The sequence below is a fragment of the Paenibacillus sp. FSL L8-0158 genome (assembly GCF_038592965.1).
In the GTDB taxonomy this organism is placed as follows: Bacteria; Bacillota; Bacilli; order Paenibacillales; family Paenibacillaceae; genus Paenibacillus; species Paenibacillus polymyxa_D.
On sequence record NZ_CP151949.1, the window covers coordinates 3,555,781 to 3,575,555 of the forward strand.

The window sequence follows — 19,775 nt, forward strand, 5'->3', positions numbered from 1 at the left end:
TCTCCTTCAACCTAATTCTTGATGTCTGTCGGGATTGTTAAGATCATAATTCGGACGTTCCATATTAATCACTCAAACGGTTGATCAGTTCGTCAGCCAGCATATGGCTTTCCAATACTTTTCCAGCTCGTACAGCACACTCCTCCGGACGATGAATATGCTCCAGAAAATGATTTACGACTCCGGTGAATCCCCGTCTTTCCAAAATCGTATCCCAGCTTCCAAAAGCTTGCGTTAATGGTGAATGATTTTTTTGCATAAAAACAGCCTGTTCCATATTTGTTACTTCAACAGACCGTCCTGCCCCGTGAAGCTCCAGTTTTTCTATGTCAGCTCCTGCCTGTCTACTCATACTGTAGCTTCCGGTGGCATTTCCCAAACGTACAGTCCCGAACGCAGCATCCATATATCCTTCACTCGTCGTATTCAGACTACTATGCAGCAGTTCATAATCATCGCCACCCAGCCACAATAGCAAGTCAAGCATGTGAATTAAATCATCATAAACCGTCTGTGCCGCCGGTCTTCGATCATATCCAGTACGATGTTTAATAACCGCACATTGACTGAATCCACCCGCTTCATCTAACCACGCCTTAGCAGCAACGTAATGTGGGGCAAAACGCCGATTAAATCCCACCGCCAGCAGCACGGCCTGTGCTTCCGCAAAAGCGGTCATTTCCAGATTCTGACGAACATCATAGGACAACGGTTTATCCACATACACGGCAATCCCTTTTTCAATACACGCCATAACCAGATCAAAATGAGCTTCGGTCGCGGCATGTATAAATACAGCTTCCGGTTCCCATGCCAGCATCTCCTTCACATCTGTCGTTCCTCTTGGCAGCCTATATTGCTCCATAACGGAACTTACTGGCTCCTGTGAACGGTTCATGACACCTACAATGTCTACTCCTTGGTGTGCAGCCAGTAACGGCAAGTATACTTTACGAGCAATACCACCCAGTCCCGCAATGGCTACTCTTGTCTTCGTTTGCTTGTTCATATCATTCCCACCTCTAATCACTCATTCATCTGTTGTCTAGTTTACATGGAAGTCTGCTGACAAGCAAAGAAAAGAGACTGCTCCGGGTCCAGTTGGACAATAACGGAACAGCCTCTATGGCATGAACTTTCAGCTTCAGCTAAGTTTACCTCAATGTAAGTTAGCTTAGGCGTGCTGCACTTGCTTTCTTGTTTTTTCACTTTTGATTTTTTTAACACGCATCCCAATGGCTACAACCAGAACCACAACTAGAACCTCAAAGCCGTATTTAACGACCCCGTTCATAAACCAGTGTGCAATCAGCGGTTCCGCCACCACCATTTTGGCAGCAGTATAAGCAAGTACAGCAGCCCCAATCGTAATAACTACTGGGTAACGTTCAGTCAGCTTCAAGATAATCGTACTTCCCCACACCATGATTGGAACAGAGATTGCAAGACCCAAAATAACGAGTAGCATATTTCCATGAGCTGCGCCCGCTACAGCAAGTACATTGTCGAGGCCCATCATCGTATCCGCGATAATAATGGTGCGGATCGCTGCCCACATTTGATTCGTGGCTGAAATTTCATGCTTCTTCTCTTCGACCAGTAGCTTATAGGCGATATAGATAAGTGCGAGCCCCCCAATCAAACGTAATCCATAAATTTGCAATAAATACGTGACCAGCACTGTAGCAATCACACGAATGATGACCGCTCCGACCGTCCCCCAAATAATGACCTTCTTTTGATTGGCCTTATCAACATTGCGAGCCGCCAAACCGATTACGATCGCATTGTCACCAGCTAGCACCAGATCAATGATAATGATGGATACTAATGCGGTTAAAAACTCAATTGACAACAAATCCATACGTTTCTCCCACCTTCTTTGTTTATTTGTTATACTGTACATAGTTCAGCGCTTTATACAAAAAAAGCGCCATTTCACGGAATCCGGAAACGGCGCTGACCCAAATTTGGCATCAAAAAAAGACCATTTACCCGGATTCCTAAAATCCTGGCAAAGGTCTCGCTTACAACATTACGTTGCCAATAAAGCCGGGGATTAAAAATCCCGTAATGACGACTTTACTCGTTGAGCTACTCCCCTTTGGGAACTATTCTATTAGTGGCAGTATAGCACACATTATTAGGAATGTGAACCCTATTTTTTTCTGTATAAGCGATAAGCCGAACAGGGATATTGAAAGAGGTATGTAAATGAAAAAATGGCTACTCGCCGCGGCTTATGTTTCGCTGCTTTGCATCGCGTTTATCTACAGATATGATTGGCTCGCCTGGGCGGACAAGCAGACCCCCTTTCCAGTTCTGCTACTGCTGGCATTTTTATTCGCGTTAATTCCATTTGTGCCTTACAAGCTGATTATCGCTTCTATTGCTTATGCCGCAGGCCCTTGGCAAGGTGCTCTGATCTGCTGGCTAGGCACTACCATGGCTGCACTGGTCGTTTTCATTGCAGTACGTACCCTGTTCCGTGACAAAGGACGAGCCTATTTGAAGCAGGTTCCCGCATTGGAGCGCTTCAATCGGGTCATGGAGAGGGAGCCTTTTGCTGCTGTTCTGCTGGCTCGCCTGATTCCGGTCATCCCCCAGGCAGCGGTAAATGTATACGCTGGAGTAGCGGAGTTTCCGTTCTGGAGCTTTATCCTAGGTACAGCTATTGGCAAGCTTCCCGCAATTGCAGTGTATGCTTATGCTGGCGGCACCTTTGCAGAACACCCAATCACTGGTTTGCTCATTTTGGTGCTATATACTGCACTGGTGGGCGGCGGCTTTATGCTCTACCGAAAAAGGCTTCAACGCACCAATAGAATTTAATGCGACAGTTTGCTACCGTTTCTGTAGGATGTTTCATTGCAATTTTGAGGACAGAGCCAGTTACGCTGCCGTTTGGTTTCTGACGATTCGTTGGATTTTGCAAAAATCTCGTATATAATTTAATTGTAAGCTATTTAAATAACAACTAATTAAACATTCTCAGATTGGAGTGACAAATATGAGCACCAACAATCCACACACGGTAGAAAAAGCAACTTTTGCAGGTGGCTGCTTCTGGTGCATGGTTTCCCCTTTTGAGGAATTACCCGGTATTTTGAAGGTTAGATCTGGATACACAGGGGGACATACCGAAAACCCTACCTATGAAGAGGTATGCTCTGAAACAACGGGGCATGTGGAGGCCGTACAGATTACATTCGATCCACAAGTTTTCCCGTATGAAAAACTGTTGGAGCTATTCTGGCAGCAGATTGATCCGACGGATGAAGGTGGACAGTTTCACGATAGAGGTTCATCTTACCAAACGGTTATTTTCTATCATAATGAAGAGCAGCGAATCAAGGCAGAAGCTTCTAAAGAAGCTTTGGCTCAAAGTGGCCGCTTCGACAAGCCCATTGCTACACCGATCCTGCCTGCGACCACTTTTTATGAAGCAGAAGAATATCATCAGGACTACCATAAGAAGAACCCCGCTCATTACAAACGCTACCGCAAAGGTTCCGGTCGTGAAGATTTTATCGAACAAAATTGGTCTGGCAAGATTGATAAATCCGATCTTAAAGATCGGCTGACGCCTATTCAATACGAAGTAACACAAAAAAATGCGACCGAGCGCCCTTTTCAAAATGAGTTTTGGGATCATGAGGGTGAAGGCATTTACGTAGATATCGTATCAGGAGAGCCCTTGTTCAGTTCATTGGACAAATATGATGCAGGTTGCGGTTGGCCCAGCTTTACCCGTCCGCTGCGCAGCTATAATGTCAAAGAAAAAACCGATCTCAGCCATTTTATGATCCGTACCGAGGTGCGAAGTCGCGAAGCTGACTCCCATTTAGGGCATGTATTCGATGATGGTCCAGGTCCAGATGGTTTGCGTTATTGCATCAATTCCGCCGCGCTCCGCTTCGTGCCTCAAGAAGACTTGGAACGTGAAGGATACGGAGCATATAAGTCATTATTTGAACAGTAAGTAACCATAAAATCATTGGAGCTGACCCGCGATCTATCTTTAATAGATGATCACGGGTCAGCCCTTTTTTTGGGATATGGCAGCAGCACATCATTAAGAAAGCTAACAATTAACTCATTACCCATCCAAGCCAAATTGCTAGCGGTACTAGCAATAGCTGAGCTAATAAAGTACCTGCCAAACGCGAGATGATCATCCAGCCGTACATACTGTTCATCCGAGTTAAGGGTAGCTCCCCTCGTAGCGTTTTCTCCGACAGAACCGCCAATCTTGGATCAATTAACAAGGTCAATAATACCGTTGCAACGCCATTGATTAGACCTGACGACATTGACATTGCTGTACCTTGAGCAGGCCACAGGAATGATGCATATAAAGCAGATACTACTCCGGTTGTATAAATCGCAGTAACGGCTATATTCAGAATAATTAGACGTTTGGGTATCGTTCCGCTAATCAGTGAAGTAAGCATAGACCAGGTAGGACGTTTTATGTAGTAGCCTGCATGTTTCCAGCGACTTCGCAGCATTAAATGACGCACCAAAGCCGGAATAGATCCAGTATGCTCCAAATGCACAATCCATCTGGCTGACATGCGTACCACTGTTGGATACAGTAATATAGCAAGTATGGTTCCAACGGTTGCTGCCAGCAGTACCCCATGCATATATAGTTCCAGTCTAATATCCGTTCCGCCTACTTGTGCTGCAGCTTTAGCCTGATCGACCATCCCTCCGAGTAAAGGCCCCTGCGCCATGTTAGAGGTGCGTGAAACCAACAGCAGCATTCCCGCAACGGTTAACGCTAATCCAATCCGACGCGCTCGCAAACCACCAAGCCGGAGAGCATAGGACAAGCTATCTGTAGTATGAATGATGATAGTCAGCAAAAAAACAAAACCCCAGGCAAGCAAATGCTTCACTCCTTTTTCTGGTATTCTGCACACCATTATACGCTTTTTCTCAAGATACATTTTACAATATATTCATTTCTTTGATTTCCGTTTGTTTAATCCTACAACGGGTAATACATAATACATCATCTGCTATAAGGAGTGTGCAACTATGCCTTGGAACAAACATGATTACCCTCCATCCATGAAAAACCTGGAACCTCGTGTGCGAGAAAAAGCCGTTGATATTGCTAACGCTCTACTCCGTGACGGCTATGAAGAAGGGCGCTCGATTGCGATTGCCACTTCCCAAGCCGAGGAATGGAACGATAATCATCCAGTCGAGCAAGATGAGAAACAGTAGAAAAAATACAAACCGGACGCATTCAGTCTACTTTAAAACCTTCCTGATAGAAGCTGAATACAGCGAAAGGGTGTTACGTAAGAAGATTTCTCTCCTAACGTAGCACCCTTTCCTTATTGACGAAGGCTGTGGACGACCGGCACTGTTTTGGCAACTACCTTTTTAGCGGGAATAGCCGCTGGCAGTACCTTTTTCACAGGTCGGTGCAGTTGGAACGTGGTCGTCCATGTAATTATTTTTCCGGCAAGCCACACAGCCAGTATTGTAAACATTGTTTCCTTCATAGGCAGATACAATAGTGATAATCCCAGTACGATGATGTCACTGACAATAAACACGTTGCCGATTTTCCACCCGCGCCACTCACTGATCAGCAGAGATAAGATATCATCGCCCCCGGTTGCTCCACCGAATCGCAGTACGATTCCGGCTCCCAAACCTGTAAGCACCCCACAAAGTAGAGCAGCTATCAGCAGATTTCCATGTAGATCTATAACCAGAGTCGAATACTTCTCAAATCCTGCATAAAACAGTGAAAAAGCGACAGCTCCGATTAACGCAAGCAGCATAAATCTTTTGCCCTTCAGTACCCATGCCAGCAATATGACGGGAATATCAAGCAGCAACATACTCCATGCTGGAGATATGCCAAACGCGTAATGTCCCAGCAGGGCCAAGCCTGCAAATCCGCCTTCTGACAAATGATTTTGAGCATTAATGTGATAGTACGTAAAAGCTAAAATGCATGTTCCGAGCAACATGACAGCAATCTGTCTCAATGCTCCATTGTTCACGATAGATTCGTAAGTTTTCCTCATACAGGCTCCCTCGGTTTCTCGTAAGTTTGATGTGGATGAACCCACTCTTACGGAAACTACCAGGTAAGATGTGCCTGGAGGACTTGGTCCTTCGCATGTACAATCCCCTCTTCCGCAGAGTTGGCTTTCGCAACTTGACGTTACTCCGCGGAAAAGCTAAGTATAAGACAGATCAAATCGTTTCCAAATCGTCCTTTGGGGAAGTATCCTTCGGGGACACATGGTATCCTGATCCTTTCTTTTGTGGAATAAAACTCCGACATTTCTGTGGTACATATAATTCTATAATTTATTATACCACACCTTGTCACCTGCTAAACAGCTTGCTTTTTTGCTGCACCATATTTTATTTTATGTGTGAGCATGCTTTATTGTATGTGTGAATTAACGCATTATACCGAAGGTTTGGCGAATGTACATTAAATATAGTCCAAAGCGTATTTTATTTTTGTTTAGATTATTATCCACTTAATTTGGCGGTTCTAGGCTGATTGGCCATAAACACTCCTCCAAGTATAAGGACCAGCCCGGTTAGAACGTTCCAGCCGATATGTTCATTCAAGAGCAAAAAGCCCCATACAATGGCACTTACTGGTACAAAATACGTCACCGAAGAAGCAAATTCCGCACTCCCCCGCAAAATCATGTAGTTGAACAAAATATATGCTACTCCTGATCCCAAAACTCCCAGTCCTATAAGAGAGCCCAATACACCTGAATCAGAAACAATCGACAAATCAGGTCTCTCCACAATTGCCATCATAATGCCACCCCCTACCGCCGCACCAAGCAGTGTCGCAAAGGTAGCCTGATACATGGAAAGATTGGAGAGAAAACGTTTGGAGAGCTGTGTTCCAAATCCGTAGCAAAGAGTCGCAAGCAGCATACACCCAAAACCCACAGGATCAACAGAAATAATAGATGCAGGATTAATACCCAATAAAATAATAATTCCTACAAAAGCGAGACCCATTCCTAACCACTGCATTCGATGAAAAATAGCCCCGAAAAAAACAAGCCCCACCAACATGGTCCATATTGGCGTGGTGGCATTCAATACAGAAGCCATGCTGCTAGCTATTCTGGTCTCGCTAAAACCAATCAATGTCCATGGCAAGACCATGTTGACCGAAGCTACCAGAGTAACCGATTTCCACGGAATGCTTTTGATTTTAAACGGCCTGCGCATAAGTAACATTAATAAGACAATAAAAATAAGTCCAAAGCTGGATCTGAGAAATACAATAGTCCACGGCCCTACCTGATGTAGCAACAACACCTTGATAAACATAAACGAACCGCCCCAAATGAGGCTCAGCAGTAATAAAGCTGCATATAACGAACGTGACAATATGTATACCTTCTTTCTCCACTTTCTTAAGTTAAATAGTAAAGGCTGACCTCAGTCAGAACGATCTCCCCTTTTATGTAATTTTTTATCCATTAGCTTAACATAAACTCTGTTTGACTGTCATTGGCGATAAACGTAAGATTCTTTACATAATGGCACATGGGTATCGCTCCCCATCACTTTTCCAATAATTGATGATTGCTTTAGCCATGGAAAAATCCCTATGATGAGGTATATATAGAACATACGTTCTATATACTGATTATATATTGTATTCTTACTCGGAGTAAAGGAGATTTTTATGCCAAGTCAAAAGATACTGAACCACAAGAATAAAGCTCCTTTACCCTCTGAAGAAGACGCAGGGCTGGTCAAGATCTGTGTACTTCTAACTCTTGTTCTGGATGTGCTGGAACGAGACATTCGTATTATAAATACCTCTCCTCTAAAAATGCCCGATTTGTATGTTCGTAGCCTGACTGGAGTACAACAGCGCGTAGCTGTTCAATTAGCAGAGACAAAAGCGCGAATGAAAACACTAGGAATTAAAATTTACAGCGAAATCCGAAATCATGAAGGCGTAGAGGTTTTGTATGTATGCCGTGGCTATCAAAGGCGATTTTTCATGCTTTCATCCTTTGCTCGCAGCGAGGTCCGGCGGAAACTGGGACACTATCTAGGAATTGATCCGACGCAAGATTAAGCCCCCTTGTAATCTGGTGATTCAAGAATGGATAAGTCACCAGATCATGGATAAACTCAGTCCATATGGCACACATTATGCCTATCTCATCCAAAAGGAGGTGTTCTCTTGGCTGGACATGACGCAGCTTCCGTTGAATTAAGCAGAAATGTTTGAGCAGTTATCTATCAATCTGAATCTGATTCGCAAACAAATTGTCACCCCGTCACTGGTTGTACGCTACTTTTATGTGGGATCTAAAACCCGAACCAAAATCGCTATTGTCTATGTTCAAGACTTGGCTAATCCTGAGCTGGTGAAAGCAGTGAAAACGAGAATTAAAACGATCTCCTCCGATATGGTGCTCCCTCCCGGTTTTATTCAAGAATTTAAGGAGGACAATCCTTATTCTCTTCCCTCAATAGCTCAGCACGGAAAGACCGGATCGTGTGACCGCCAATCTACGGAGGGACGGATTGCGATTTGGGCTGAAGGTAGCCCAACTACTCTAAAAGCTCCCGTCTATTTTTTTGCATTTTACCAAAGCCCAGATGATTATCACGGCCGCTGGATTATTAGTTCATTTCTAAGAACGATTCGAATGATGAGCTTTTTGATCGCTTTTACGCTGCCTACCATTTACATTGCGACGATTACTTTTCATCCAGCTATTTTGCCATTAGAGCTGGCGCATACCATCAAAAAATAACTGCAATTGGGTTCCACATCCAATAATTCTGCTTATTTTTTCCCAATTGTGTTCCCTTTTCTGCTACTGATTCTATCCTATCTCTTCAAAAAAAGGGAGGGACCTGAAACATAAAAAAAGAGCAGAGCGCTTGGAATGCTGGCTCTACTCATGTTTATAACAGGCTGCTGGGATCAGGACAATTTGAAGGATGCCCGATTGCAAATGCATCGGTTTATGATCTCACTCCTGAAGGCGTGTTGTCGCAAACGCTAGAGGCTGTAGATGATCCTCAAAGCAATCAGGAAAATGGATGTGATGCCTTTTGCGTAGGCAGACAGTTGATCGCTCATCATTCAGCAATATGGAAAAGTGTAGATTGGAATGAAGAATACCCCAATGTCCGTTTTCATCCGCAGGTCACTGTAGACATTGTCGGGAACGGCATTTTAAACTAAACCGTTCCCGTCGTTTAATTTTTGGGTTGATCAGATATTATTTCTGGATAAATAACTTCGTCAGATTGGTTTTTTGGAGTCTCACTCTGGCTTTCCGATTCAGAAGGAGTCCTCTGTTCATTTTCAACAGAAGGTTGCGAAGTATCTGTTGATGGCACATCATTGTTCTCATCAGGCATATCTACCTCTGTGTCTGTGTCAGGAACAGCAGAATCCGTTTCCTCTGGTGGAATTTTCTCTTGATCTATTGCAGGGGCCTCAACCTCTGGAACTGCTTTTTCCTTGATATCTGGTTTGGACGGGACCACTGGTCTAGCAGAACGCGGAAGCTGTTCTCTTCCAACTTCGGTAGGTACATACTTTTGATTAAACCAGTCAGTCACGAGTTGACCCGATTGACGGGAATAACGCCCTGGTAGCTTACCTGTAAGGCTAGAAACCGTAACTCTTACAACACCTTCCGGCTGTATAAAGTGCTTATTCTTAAAAAGCTCAGGCTGGTCCTTGACCGCATCATTCATGATCAGTGCCCACACTGACTGTGCTCTGGAATGGCCTTCTTGAGATAATGTATTAACCTGTTGGCGGTAACCAGCCCAGACGCCTAGTGTAACGTCAGGTGTGTACCCCATAAACCACACATCACCAAAGTTTTGTGTCGTACCAGTTTTACCGGCGATATCAATGTCACCGTAGCTTTTAAAAGCATTTTGCAGGCGTTTGCCAGTTCCCCTCGGATCTGATATAACCGTTTTGAGCATATCCGTCATCAAAAATGCGGTTTGCTGCGAATATACACGTTTCGTCTGCGGTTTAAATTCATATACGATCTTCCCGTTGGCATCCGTAATTTTGCTGATCAGATGAGGTGCATTATATACACCCATATTGGGAATCGTTCCATATGCTGCGGTCAGTTCCTCGACGGATACCCCTTTACTTAGTCCACCCAAAACCCCTGTCTGAGCATGTTCATCCTGTGGCTGAATCGTCGTAATTCCAAGAGAACGCACAAAATTCCAAGCGTTGGGAATTTTAACTTCATATAAGAACAGCCTCAGCGCAGGGATGTTGATAGACCGATTGAGTGCTTCACGGGCTGTCATAAGCCCCTCGTACCGTCTGTTATAATTTTTAGGAATATGATAACCTTTACGTCCGTCTTTCAATATGATTTGTGAATCATCAATAAGACCGGCTGGCTGAGTGTAGCCCTTTTCCAAAGCAGGTAAATAAGCAGCAATAGGCTTCATGGCAGAACCGGGCTGACGTGTCATTTGAGTTGCATAGTTCATTTGCTCGGTATTAAAATCTCTGCCCTCGATCATACCAAGTATGGCCCCTGTCTTATGATCAATCATGATGGCTGCAATCTGCTCTAATCCCTTCTTCTTACTGTATGGAGAAAAGTTTTGTGGATTGGCTACAATCTGCCGCATATTGTTATAAATTTTCTTATTTATCGTTGTATAAATTCGATATCCGGACCTTTGCAACTCTTCCCGCGTATTTTGAAGAAGCTCGGCATGCTCAGGTTTGGAAATCTCGGCTGGCGTGATATCCGGATTTTGCTGGAGCGCTAACAATCGGGCGGCTTCCCGCTCTGTCTCCAGCATCAAATAAGGGAATGTGTTATAACTTTTTTCGCGATGTGGCGCAAGAGTGGCTTTCACATCAAATTGAAGCGCCTCGTTATATTCGGATAGCGTAAGTTTACCTGTTGCCAGCATTCTTCCCAACACGACACGTTGACGCTCCATCGCTTTATTGAAGCCTTCTTCATCAAAGTTCCCTTTACCATCAAAAGCGGAATAAACAGATGGCAGTTGCGGGAGACCTGCCAAATAAGCCGCCTGAGCAATATGAAGCTTATGTAGATCACTTACATTGAAAATCCCCAACGAAGCAGACTTGATTCCATATAAATTGTAACCAGCGGAACCATTACCAAAAGGCATTTTGTTTAAGTAAGCCGTTAATATTTTATCCTTGCCCATAAACCGCTCCATACGCAGTGCTAGCAGCATTTCCTTCACCTTGCGGCTGTCCGTCTTATCCAGACTGAGAAAAACCCTTCGGGCTACCTGCTGCGTCAGTGTGCTGCCGCCTGTTTGGCGGTTTTCATTCAAAAGCTTCTGCTTAACGGCACGAGCTGTTCCCTTTAAATCCACACCACGATGCTCATAAAATTGGCTGTCTTCCGTTGAAATGAGGGCGTCCACAATCGACTGAGGGACATCCTTCAGATCAACGAGCTGTCGATCCTCCTCCATGCGCATTCTTCCAATCGGAGTTACCTGATCATTAAAAAATACAAAGCTGGTCAGAGCGTTCTCATTTACCTTTTCATATATCAACTGACGTGATCGTACAGGTTCATCATGAACCAGTGCCGCTACATAACCGGATATAAGACCTCCAGCAAATAGCACTCCAAGTACACCCGCAAACGAGAACCACTTGATATTAATTAGCAAAACTCTGCCAAAAATACGCCACCTACTGCGTTTTTGAGATGATGGTCGACGTTTTGGGTTCATAAAAATGGTTTTCTCCCCTCAATATTCATTCATTTCCAACTTGTTTTTGCTCAAGATATTATGATACGCCATGTTAGGTTTTACGTAAACTGTAACGTTCCAAAAAATACATTTGTATTAGGAACACTTGTTCTGTATATAATACTACTATAAGAGTATACATTCAAGAATATTTTGGTAGGATGATCAACACCTATCAGGAGAGGAGGTCGAATTTTTGAAGGAACGCAGAAATAGAACCATATTCTTATCGGACTGCCAAAGTTTTTATACCAGCATCGAAAAAGCAGATGATCCTAAATACCAACATAAGCCACTCGTTGTGGCCGGTGACCCTGCACTTCGTTCAGGCATTATTTTAGCTGCATGTCCGCTGGCCAAAAAATACGGTATATCTACAGCAGAACGTCTGGGAGAAGCGGTGAAAAAATGTCCTGACCTTATCATTGTACGCCCGCGTATGCAGCATTATATCGATGTCTCATTAAAAATAACAGAAATCTATAATGAATATACGGATTTGGTTGAGGTTTTCAGCATTGATGAACAGTTTCTGGATATGAGCGGAAGCCTCTCTCTGTTCGGAGATCCGGTGAGTATTGCAAGTGAAATTCAGCAAAAGGTACTGGCACAAACAGGAGTATGGATTCGAATTGGCATCAGCTCCAACAAAATGCTGGCTAAAACTGCGACAGATATATGGGCTAAAAAAAATGACAGTGGCATTTTCTTGTTGCCTACTTCCGATATTGCAGCGTTGCTGTGGCCTCAGCCAGTACGTCTTATGTTCGGCATTGGTTCGCGTATGGAACGGCATTTGGAGAAGCTTGGACTACACACCATTGGAGATATCGCACGTACTCCCTTACCCCGGCTACAGGACAGATTCCGGTCTCATTTCGGCAAGCAGTCCGATATTCAGGCAGAGGTGATATGGCGAACTGCTAACGGGATGGATCACAGCCCAGTCAAGCCAGAAACATTTAATGCACCTCCCAAATCCATCGGTCATATGATGACTCTTCCCCGCGACTATCTCCAGCCTGCGGAAGTGGAAACCATCCTGCTTGAATTAACAGAGGAGGTGTGTCGGGACGCCCGCCGCAAAGGATATATGGGCTCGGTTGTGACTGTTCATTGTATATGCAGTCCCTACGAGGCACCAACCGGATTCTCCCGACAAATGAAGATACCCGATCCTACAAACCATACTCAAAAGGTATATGAAACCGTTAAAAAAATCTTTTATGCTTTTTGGAATCATATGCCCGTGAAGCGCGCAGGGGTTACTTTAAGCGGATTAGTGGATGATCAACTGTATCAGCTGGATTTTTTTGAGGATCAGGAGCGATCCCGTGCTTTGGAAAAGGTGACGGACACTTTAAAGGATCGGTATGGTCAGTCCATCATCATGCGAGCATCGTCGTTAACAGATGCCGGGCAGGCCATGGAACGGTCTATCAAAATTGGCGGTCATTACAAATAAAAAGTCTCATGATAAGCGCACACTAGCTATTGCCCGGGGAATGAACTAAAGCAAACCAAAAAGGATTGCCTAATATCAGGCAATCCTTTTTTTATCTGTGCTACAAAAAAACATGGAGAGCGCTTTGAAGCACCTCTTCAAATAGCAATCAACGGAACATTCCCCACAGCTTGATTAGATGGAATGTATTGGACGGATCAATTTTTTGTGCCAATACGAAGGCAGTCAATTGCTCCTCCTGCGCAGCCGTCAAACGCTCGTTTAAAATAGCAGAAGTGGACTTCACAAGATGGCGCACCTTAGCTTTATTTTGCAGGTCCGCTTTAGTCACACCTTCAATCTGCTGCTTAACCCGCTCCTTGAGCGCACGATTCTTCATTTTCAACTTAATCCGCTCCACCAGTTGCGGACTGATTCCATATTGCTGATAGCTCAATGTTGCCACACCTCCCATATCATTCGGTCATTCCCAAATATATGACGGCCAGCCTGTCCATTGTGCCTATCTGTTTAAAACGTTTAAAACAATCTCATGATTCATGGTGGATTAGTCGATGAGATCCCCCTGAAAAATCTGCTCTTTTTGCAAATAACCGCGCAGTGCTTCATACTGCGGAGATGTCCAAAAGGACGCATCCTTGATCAGATCAGTTGCATCCTCACGCGCCTTTTCCAGCACCTCAAAATCCGCTACCATATCTGCTAAACGAAACTCGGGTAGCCCACTCTGCTTGGTACCAAAAAAGTCACCCGGCCCTCTCAAATCCAGATCGCGTCTAGCCACCTCAAAACCATCGTCCGTATCGGTCATAACCTTCATCCGCTCCTGTCCAACCTCCGACTTAGGATCAGCGATCAATACACAATACGAGGCATGTGCACCCCGTCCGACTCGTCCACGTAATTGATGTAACTGGGACAGCCCAAAACGATCCGCATCCATAATGATCATTAGTGTCGCATTGGGAACGTCTACCCCTACCTCCACAACCGTCGTTGAAACGAGCAACTGAATTTCATTCGCATAGAAAGAACGCATAACTTCTTCCTTTTCTGCGGGAGTCATTCGTCCATGTAATAGACCAACGCGGTAATGTGGAAAAGCCTGCTGCATTTGAATATGCAAATCGATGGCATTCTGTACGTCCAGCTTCTCCGACTCTTCAATCAACGGACAAATCAGATAAACCTGCCGTCCCTGGTCTACCTCGCGGGAAATAAAACCAAGTACCCGATCCATCAGTTCGTGCTTCACCCAATAGGTGGAAATTGGAATACGCCCCTTCGGCCGCTCTGACAACGTAGAAACGTCCATATCGCCAAACGCAGTGATGGCCAGCGTACGAGGGATCGGTGTGGCCGTCATCGTCAGCACATCGGGATTATAGCCTTTGCGACGCAGTACACTTCGCTGGTTCACTCCGAATCTGTGCTGCTCATCCGTTACAACAAGCCCAAGCTGACGAAAATATACATCCTCCTGAATGAGAGCATGGGTGCCTACTACAATGTCCAGCAGACCCATTTGGAGAGCAGCTAGCAGTTCCTTACGCTTCTTCCCGGTTGTACTCCCAGTCAGTAGACCAACGCTGATTCCAAAGGGCTCAAACAGCTTGTGAAGCGATCGCATGTGCTGCTCGGCCAATATTTCGGTTGGCACCATCAGCGCTCCCTGAAAACCGGAACGTACTGTAGCAAATAAACCGATGGCAGCAACAACTGTTTTACCTGACCCAACATCCCCTTGAAGCAGACGGTTCATACAATAAGGTGAGCGTAGATCGTGCAGTATTTCAAGCTCTACCTTCTTCTGTGCATCCGTTAATTCAAAAGGCAAAGCCCTTACAAATTCACGAATCGTGGCGTTATCCACCGTATGTACCACCCCGTCCGCACGACCGCGATTTAACGCCCGGAATGCCTGCATTTTCAGCTGAAATAAAAACAGCTCCTCATACACCATCCGCCGACGAGCCTCTTGCCCCTCACGATTGTCCTGAGGCTGGTGTATACCCGCAATAGCCTGCTTGCGCGGCATCATACTATATTTGCGTACAAGCAGCTCAGGCAATATTTCGGGGATCATTTCACCAAACTGCTGGAGCGTCTGGTTCATTGTTTTTCGCATCCAGCTTTGGGTGATCTTGCCGCCTATAGAGTACACCGGTTGAAGTGTCCCCGAGCGGGCTACTCCTTTATCAGGAAACTCAGAATCTGCAACAGTCATCTGCATACGTTTGAGGTCCCATTTACCAGTCACCACAATTTCACGACCTGAGGTTAGCTGCTCCTTCATGAAATGCCGATTAAACCACGTTGCGGTAAACATCCAATCTTCGGCCATCAATTTACAAGTCAACCTTGATTTGCGCCCGTAACGCTGAAGCACTGGAATGCCCATAATTTTGGCTTGTACCGTAATCTTATCTCCGTCCTTCACTTCGCTTAGCGAGCGCAGTCGGTAATCTTCATACCGAAACGGATAATATTCCAGCATATCCTGTATGTTAGAAATGCCAAAAGCGTGAAGCTCTCCCTCTTTGAGAGCACTCACGCCATGTATTTGTTTTAAAGGTATTTGATCCAATTGCAGCATATTACCTCTCATCTCCGGCCGGCCACACAAAAATGCCAATCGTTCCTGGCCCTACGTGGGTCCCAATCACAGCGCCAAGTTCAGTATATATTCGATCTCCTAGCTCAAAATGCTCTGCCAGCTGAGCCACGAACGCTTCTGCCGCTGAGCGATCTGCCGTATGACCCACAGCAATATTAATTTTTTGGCCTTTTAAATCCCGCTCCAGTAGTTCAATAATTCGTGCTGTCGCTTTTTTATGCCCTCTCGCCTTATCGACCGAATAAATAATGCCTTCTTTGTCAATCGAAAGTATCGGCTTAATGTTAAGCAACGTGCCCACCATTGCCGCTGCCTTACCAATACGTCCGCCTTTTTGTAAGTATTGCAGGGTATCCACCAGGAAATACAAACAACGGCGCTCTCCACGACGTTCAACAGCCCGAACAATATCAGCCGGGGAGTGCCCGGCTGCCGCCAGCTCTGCCGCATAAACCACTAGCATACCGTATCCATATGAAGCTGATTTGGAATCCACCACAGTCACTCTATGTTCATGCTTCTCCAGCATGGATTTGCCCAGCAGAGCAGACTGATACGTTCCACTCACACCCGAGGATAAATGGATAGAGATAACCTGGCTCTCAGGGTATTGCTCCAACAGTGTCGTGTATGTCTCCAAAAAACGGGCTGGTGAAGGCTGTGACGTCGTAGGCAGCTCATCAGCCCGTACCAGTTCGCTGTAAAACTGCGCCGCTGACATCTCAATGCCGTCCAGGTAAGCTGTGCTGCCGAACATCACTGTCAGTGGTACAACGACTATACCGAGACGGTCTGCTAATTCCGGTGGAATATCAGCCGTGCTATCCGTCAAAATGATGGTACTACTCATCAGTCAGACCTCCTTTTGTAGTGGACTTCCATGGGTGCGCAAAAGCACATCAGGTTTCCACTGAGAACAAATAAGGATAAATCGGCTGACCACCTTCATGAACTTCCACTTCAGCATCCGCATAATTTTCTTCAATCCATGCAACAAGCTGATCTGTGTCTTCTTGATTCGCGTCCGAACCTGTGAGAATCGTAACAATTTCATCGCCATTCACCAGCATTTTCGCTAGCAAAAGACGGGACGTTGCCATTAAGTGTTCCTCGGTCGCAACAATCTTGGAATCCTGAATACCGATGTAGTGCCCTGCTGTAATATGCAGATCATCAAGCGTCGTATCCCGTACCGCGTAGGTCACTTGCCCAGACTTCACCCGGGTGACTGCGTCACGCATATTGTCCTGATTTACCTCAAAAGCCTCTTCCTCCTGGAAGGCAAATGCTGCCGCAATGCCCTGAGGAATTGTTTTGCTCGGAATAACCGACACCAAACGTTCCATCTCTAGCAGTTCACGTGCTTGTTCTGCCGCCAAAATAATATTGGAATTATTCGGAAGAATAAAAATATGTTGAGCCGCAATCGAGCGGGCCGCATTAACGAAGTCCTCTGTGCTCGGATTCATTGTCTGGCCGCCAGCAAGGACAACATCGACGCCTAAACTTCTGAAAATATCAGCAATTCCTTCACCGGAAGCCACAGCTATAAAACCAAAGGATGCCAGTTCATGAGCGGGGGGCTCAGACGGCTCTTCCTCACGTACAGGCTCTGTTGGTATTTCAGCAAACCACTCAGGCTCAGGAGCAACATCCATACCCGCAGACAACAAATCACGATGCTGCTCGCGCATATTTAAAATACGAATCTGTGTAATTTCTCCGTAACGCAGTGCCAAATTCAGTACTTCACCAGGAGCCTTAGAATGCACGTGAACCTTGATGACATCATCGTCTGAAATCACGATAATAGAATCACCATCTACAGATAACGCTTTCCGGAAGGCTTCCTCATCAAAATAGGTACCTTGCGCATCGCCCAGTTGTCGATTAATAAAAAACTCCATATCATACAAAAATTCAATATTATCCGTTTCGAGCTTCGCTTGCGCAGAAATCGGCGCATCTGGGGAAGGAACAACTGCAGGAGCAGTAGGTCTCTCCGATACGTGAGGAGCAAAAACCGGGCGTGCATTATCACTTTTTGCAATTGGAGACGTCACCAAGCCGCTTCCAAGATACTGCATAAAGCCTTCATAAATATACACAAGACCTTGCCCACCCGAATCTACAACTCCTACTTGCTTCAGTACAGGGAGCATGTCCTGCGTCATGGCAAGCGTTTCCTTCGCTTTGGCAAGCACTTCTTCCATCAGTTCCGTGATATCGTTCGTCCGGCGCGAGAAAAACACAGCATGCCTGGCCGCTTCCTTCGCCACGGTAAGAATTGTACCCTCCACCGGCTTAACCACCGCCTTGTAGGCCGCATCCACCCCGCTCTGCAATGCCGATGCGAACTGAAGGGTATTCAATTCCTCGTATGGGGCAGCGTAACGGCTGAAGCCACGAAACAACTGAGACAGGATAACCCCTGAATTGCCGCGGGCTCCCATCAGCAAACCTTTGGATAATATGCCGGACATGACACCGATGGAGGAAGAATCCCCCCTCTTTAATTCCGTTACGCCCGCGCTCATCGTCAAATTCATGTTGGTTCCCGTATCACCGTCTGGCACCGGGAATACATTTAGTGAATTGACATGTTCCGCATGCTGCTGTAATTGTTCCGCCCCGGCTAAAACCATTGCGGTAAAATCTGTTCCATTCAAAGAACGATTACTCAAGAGAATTCCCCTTCCTAGCTTAATACACTTGTTTTACTATCAACCTTCACCACACCTTATTCAACTGTGCCTACAGGTTCAATTAAATTATACTAAAGCCAGACGACGAATACGAATGTCACACTTTCATAAGCTCTTGTACTCACGTCTGGTCGTTCTTCTACAGGTCATATACAATGAAAAACCAGTCAACTGCCCAACAATAAATCATCGGCTGGAATGATAACTATAGTCCCGCCTCTGAACTGCCGGCATGACTGGAATAAGAATTCACATTCCATTTAAATACAAAATAATCGCAGCAATAACTATCCCATATTGTACTATAATGCGAAAGAGAAATAAATAAAGTTTTTGAATCAGTTGACGGAGCTTTTTTGACTATGATATTATATTTAAGTATTGTTTTGTTCAGGTTAGTGACTTACAAAGTCCGGCTGACCCAGTCGGCCTGAAGAGAGACCCGTTCCATATGGAATTTGGTTATTTTCAGAATAGGAGGTGGAATCATGTCTCGTAAATGTTCTGTAACAGGCAAAAAGCCTGGCAGCGGTAACCACGTATCTCACGCTAACAACCGTAATCGCCGTACTTGGGGCGTCAACGTACAAAAAGTTCGCATTCTCGTTAACGGTAAACCGAAACGCGTTTATGTCAGCACTCGTGCATTGAAAGCCGGTAAAGTGACTCGCGTGTAGTCGTAAAAAAATATCGTTATAAACAAAAGGCACCTCGTTTTAAACGGGTGCTTTTTTGGTTATTCGAAAAGTAATATCCGTCTGGTTCAGGAGAACAAAATGTCAGGCACCTTCCCGTGCGTTCTTATCTTTTACTACCGAGCTACCTATCTGTTCTGCCCGGGAAGTGTGCCCTGTGTACCTCTAGCTTTCATCCTACATCCTGCGTTTACATTACGTTGAATTCAGTTTTTCTGGAATGTATTCAAAATGGCTTTAACGAATCCACCCAGAAATTTTGGCAGCTTGATTGTGTAAAACTTCATGCCTCACCCTCCCCATCATCCTCCTGCATCCGTTCTCTGTAGTTTATGCAACCTGTCAAGGGTTGTTACCCCACAAAAAAAGGCTACATGAGAATCCCGCTCATGTAACCATATTTATGCACAACCATCCCAGGCTATACCATCAGACAAGTCCGCGAACATAGAGATATGCTGAGAGTATGAAAATAAACACGATATAATAAAGTACGC

Annotated in this window: 19 protein-coding genes; 8 read left to right on the top strand and 11 right to left on the bottom strand. The window is 45.2% G+C overall.

The features are described 5' to 3' along the window. Positions 1 to 64: 64 nt before the first annotated feature. Together NSQ68_RS15580 and NSQ68_RS15585 are read right to left on the bottom strand one after the other, a co-directional pair. Positions 65 to 1,009, bottom strand: a complete 945-nt coding sequence (locus NSQ68_RS15580; protein WP_342426460.1) for a Gfo/Idh/MocA family oxidoreductase — start codon at positions 1,007 to 1,009, stop codon at positions 65 to 67. Positions 1,010 to 1,174: 165 nt separating this feature from the next. Next, the gene (locus NSQ68_RS15585) at positions 1,175 to 1,864 is read right to left on the bottom strand and encodes a TerC family protein (protein WP_029517222.1); all 690 of its coding nucleotides are present in this window, start codon (positions 1,862 to 1,864) and stop codon (positions 1,175 to 1,177) included. 350 nt (positions 1,865 to 2,214) lie between these two features. Here NSQ68_RS15585 and NSQ68_RS15590 point away from each other — a divergent pair, with 350 nt between their 5' ends. Then, complete coding sequence (locus tag NSQ68_RS15590; protein WP_342426461.1) at positions 2,215 to 2,832, top strand: TVP38/TMEM64 family protein; 618 nt, start codon at positions 2,215 to 2,217, stop codon at positions 2,830 to 2,832. 178 nt (positions 2,833 to 3,010) lie between these two features. Beyond that, a complete protein-coding gene (msrA, locus tag NSQ68_RS15595; RefSeq protein WP_342426462.1) occupies positions 3,011 to 3,982 on the top strand; it encodes a peptide-methionine (S)-S-oxide reductase MsrA in 972 nt (323 codons plus the stop codon). A 109-nt stretch (positions 3,983 to 4,091) separates the two neighbouring features. Here the strand turns inward: msrA and NSQ68_RS15600 are convergent, their stop codons facing one another. Beyond that, positions 4,092 to 4,895: a lipid II flippase Amj family protein gene (locus NSQ68_RS15600; RefSeq protein WP_342426463.1), complete on the bottom strand. Its 804-nt coding sequence runs from the start codon at positions 4,893 to 4,895 to the stop codon at positions 4,092 to 4,094. A gap of 151 nt (positions 4,896 to 5,046) precedes the next feature. Between NSQ68_RS15600 and NSQ68_RS15605 the strand changes: the two genes are divergently transcribed. Continuing rightward, positions 5,047 to 5,238, top strand: coding sequence for a hypothetical protein (locus NSQ68_RS15605; protein WP_307346464.1), 192 nt, complete (start codon positions 5,047 to 5,049; stop codon positions 5,236 to 5,238). Positions 5,239 to 5,351: 113 nt separating this feature from the next. On the opposite strand, the gene NSQ68_RS15610 is transcribed toward NSQ68_RS15605, so the two are convergent. Together NSQ68_RS15610 and NSQ68_RS15615 are read right to left on the bottom strand one after the other, a co-directional pair. Further along, on the bottom strand, positions 5,352 to 6,056 hold the full coding sequence (locus NSQ68_RS15610; RefSeq protein WP_029517217.1) for a YitT family protein: 705 nt from the start codon (positions 6,054 to 6,056) through the stop codon (positions 5,352 to 5,354). Between the two features lie 460 nt (positions 6,057 to 6,516). Beyond that, positions 6,517 to 7,407: a DMT family transporter gene (locus tag NSQ68_RS15615; RefSeq protein ID WP_342426464.1), complete on the bottom strand. Its 891-nt coding sequence runs from the start codon at positions 7,405 to 7,407 to the stop codon at positions 6,517 to 6,519. A gap of 301 nt (positions 7,408 to 7,708) precedes the next feature. On the opposite strand from NSQ68_RS15615, the gene NSQ68_RS15620 reads away from it, so the two are divergent. The 3 genes from NSQ68_RS15620 to NSQ68_RS15630 all read left to right on the top strand — a co-directional run bounded on the left by NSQ68_RS15620 (position 7,709) and on the right by NSQ68_RS15630 (position 9,235). After that, positions 7,709 to 8,110: a hypothetical protein gene (locus NSQ68_RS15620; RefSeq protein WP_342426465.1), complete on the top strand. Its 402-nt coding sequence runs from the start codon at positions 7,709 to 7,711 to the stop codon at positions 8,108 to 8,110. 148 nt (positions 8,111 to 8,258) lie between these two features. After that, positions 8,259 to 8,798, top strand: coding sequence for a spore germination protein (locus NSQ68_RS15625; RefSeq protein WP_342426466.1), 540 nt, complete (start codon positions 8,259 to 8,261; stop codon positions 8,796 to 8,798). A gap of 239 nt (positions 8,799 to 9,037) precedes the next feature. Continuing rightward, positions 9,038 to 9,235, top strand: coding sequence for a Ger(x)C family spore germination C-terminal domain-containing protein (locus NSQ68_RS15630; RefSeq protein WP_342426467.1), 198 nt, complete (start codon positions 9,038 to 9,040; stop codon positions 9,233 to 9,235). A gap of 14 nt (positions 9,236 to 9,249) precedes the next feature. Here NSQ68_RS15630 and NSQ68_RS15635 read toward each other — a convergent pair whose 3' ends face one another. After that, positions 9,250 to 11,775 carry a transglycosylase domain-containing protein gene (locus NSQ68_RS15635; RefSeq protein ID WP_342426468.1) on the bottom strand — a complete coding sequence of 842 codons (2,526 nt, stop codon included), beginning with the start codon at positions 11,773 to 11,775 and terminating at the stop codon, positions 9,250 to 9,252. Between the two features lie 217 nt (positions 11,776 to 11,992). Here NSQ68_RS15635 and NSQ68_RS15640 point away from each other — a divergent pair, with 217 nt between their 5' ends. Beyond that, on the top strand, positions 11,993 to 13,261 hold the full coding sequence (locus NSQ68_RS15640) for a DNA polymerase IV (RefSeq protein ID WP_342426469.1): 1,269 nt from the start codon (positions 11,993 to 11,995) through the stop codon (positions 13,259 to 13,261). A gap of 148 nt (positions 13,262 to 13,409) precedes the next feature. Here NSQ68_RS15640 and NSQ68_RS15645 read toward each other — a convergent pair whose 3' ends face one another. The 4 genes from NSQ68_RS15645 to NSQ68_RS15660 all read right to left on the bottom strand — a co-directional run bounded on the left by NSQ68_RS15645 (position 13,410) and on the right by NSQ68_RS15660 (position 18,562). Next, positions 13,410 to 13,697: a stage VI sporulation protein F gene (locus NSQ68_RS15645; RefSeq protein WP_013310877.1), complete on the bottom strand. Its 288-nt coding sequence runs from the start codon at positions 13,695 to 13,697 to the stop codon at positions 13,410 to 13,412. Between the two features lie 111 nt (positions 13,698 to 13,808). Then, positions 13,809 to 15,857: an ATP-dependent DNA helicase RecG gene (recG, locus tag NSQ68_RS15650; protein WP_342426470.1), complete on the bottom strand. Its 2,049-nt coding sequence runs from the start codon at positions 15,855 to 15,857 to the stop codon at positions 13,809 to 13,811. A gap of 1 nt (position 15,858) precedes the next feature. Beyond that, entirely contained in the window at positions 15,859 to 16,728 is an 870-nt protein-coding gene (locus NSQ68_RS15655; protein ID WP_039270887.1) for a DegV family protein, read from the bottom strand. A 49-nt stretch (positions 16,729 to 16,777) separates the two neighbouring features. After that, complete coding sequence (locus tag NSQ68_RS15660; protein ID WP_342426471.1) at positions 16,778 to 18,562, bottom strand: DAK2 domain-containing protein; 1,785 nt, start codon at positions 18,560 to 18,562, stop codon at positions 16,778 to 16,780. Positions 18,563 to 19,071: 509 nt separating this feature from the next. Between NSQ68_RS15660 and rpmB the strand changes: the two genes are divergently transcribed. Next, positions 19,072 to 19,260: a 50S ribosomal protein L28 gene (rpmB, locus tag NSQ68_RS15665; protein WP_013310881.1), complete on the top strand. Its 189-nt coding sequence runs from the start codon at positions 19,072 to 19,074 to the stop codon at positions 19,258 to 19,260. A 224-nt stretch (positions 19,261 to 19,484) separates the two neighbouring features. Here the strand turns inward: rpmB and spoVM are convergent, their stop codons facing one another. Continuing rightward, positions 19,485 to 19,565 (bottom strand): stage V sporulation protein SpoVM, encoded by an 81-nt coding sequence (gene spoVM / locus NSQ68_RS15670; protein ID WP_010345573.1) that lies wholly within the window; start codon positions 19,563 to 19,565, stop codon positions 19,485 to 19,487. Between the last annotated feature and the right edge of the window lie 210 nt (positions 19,566 to 19,775).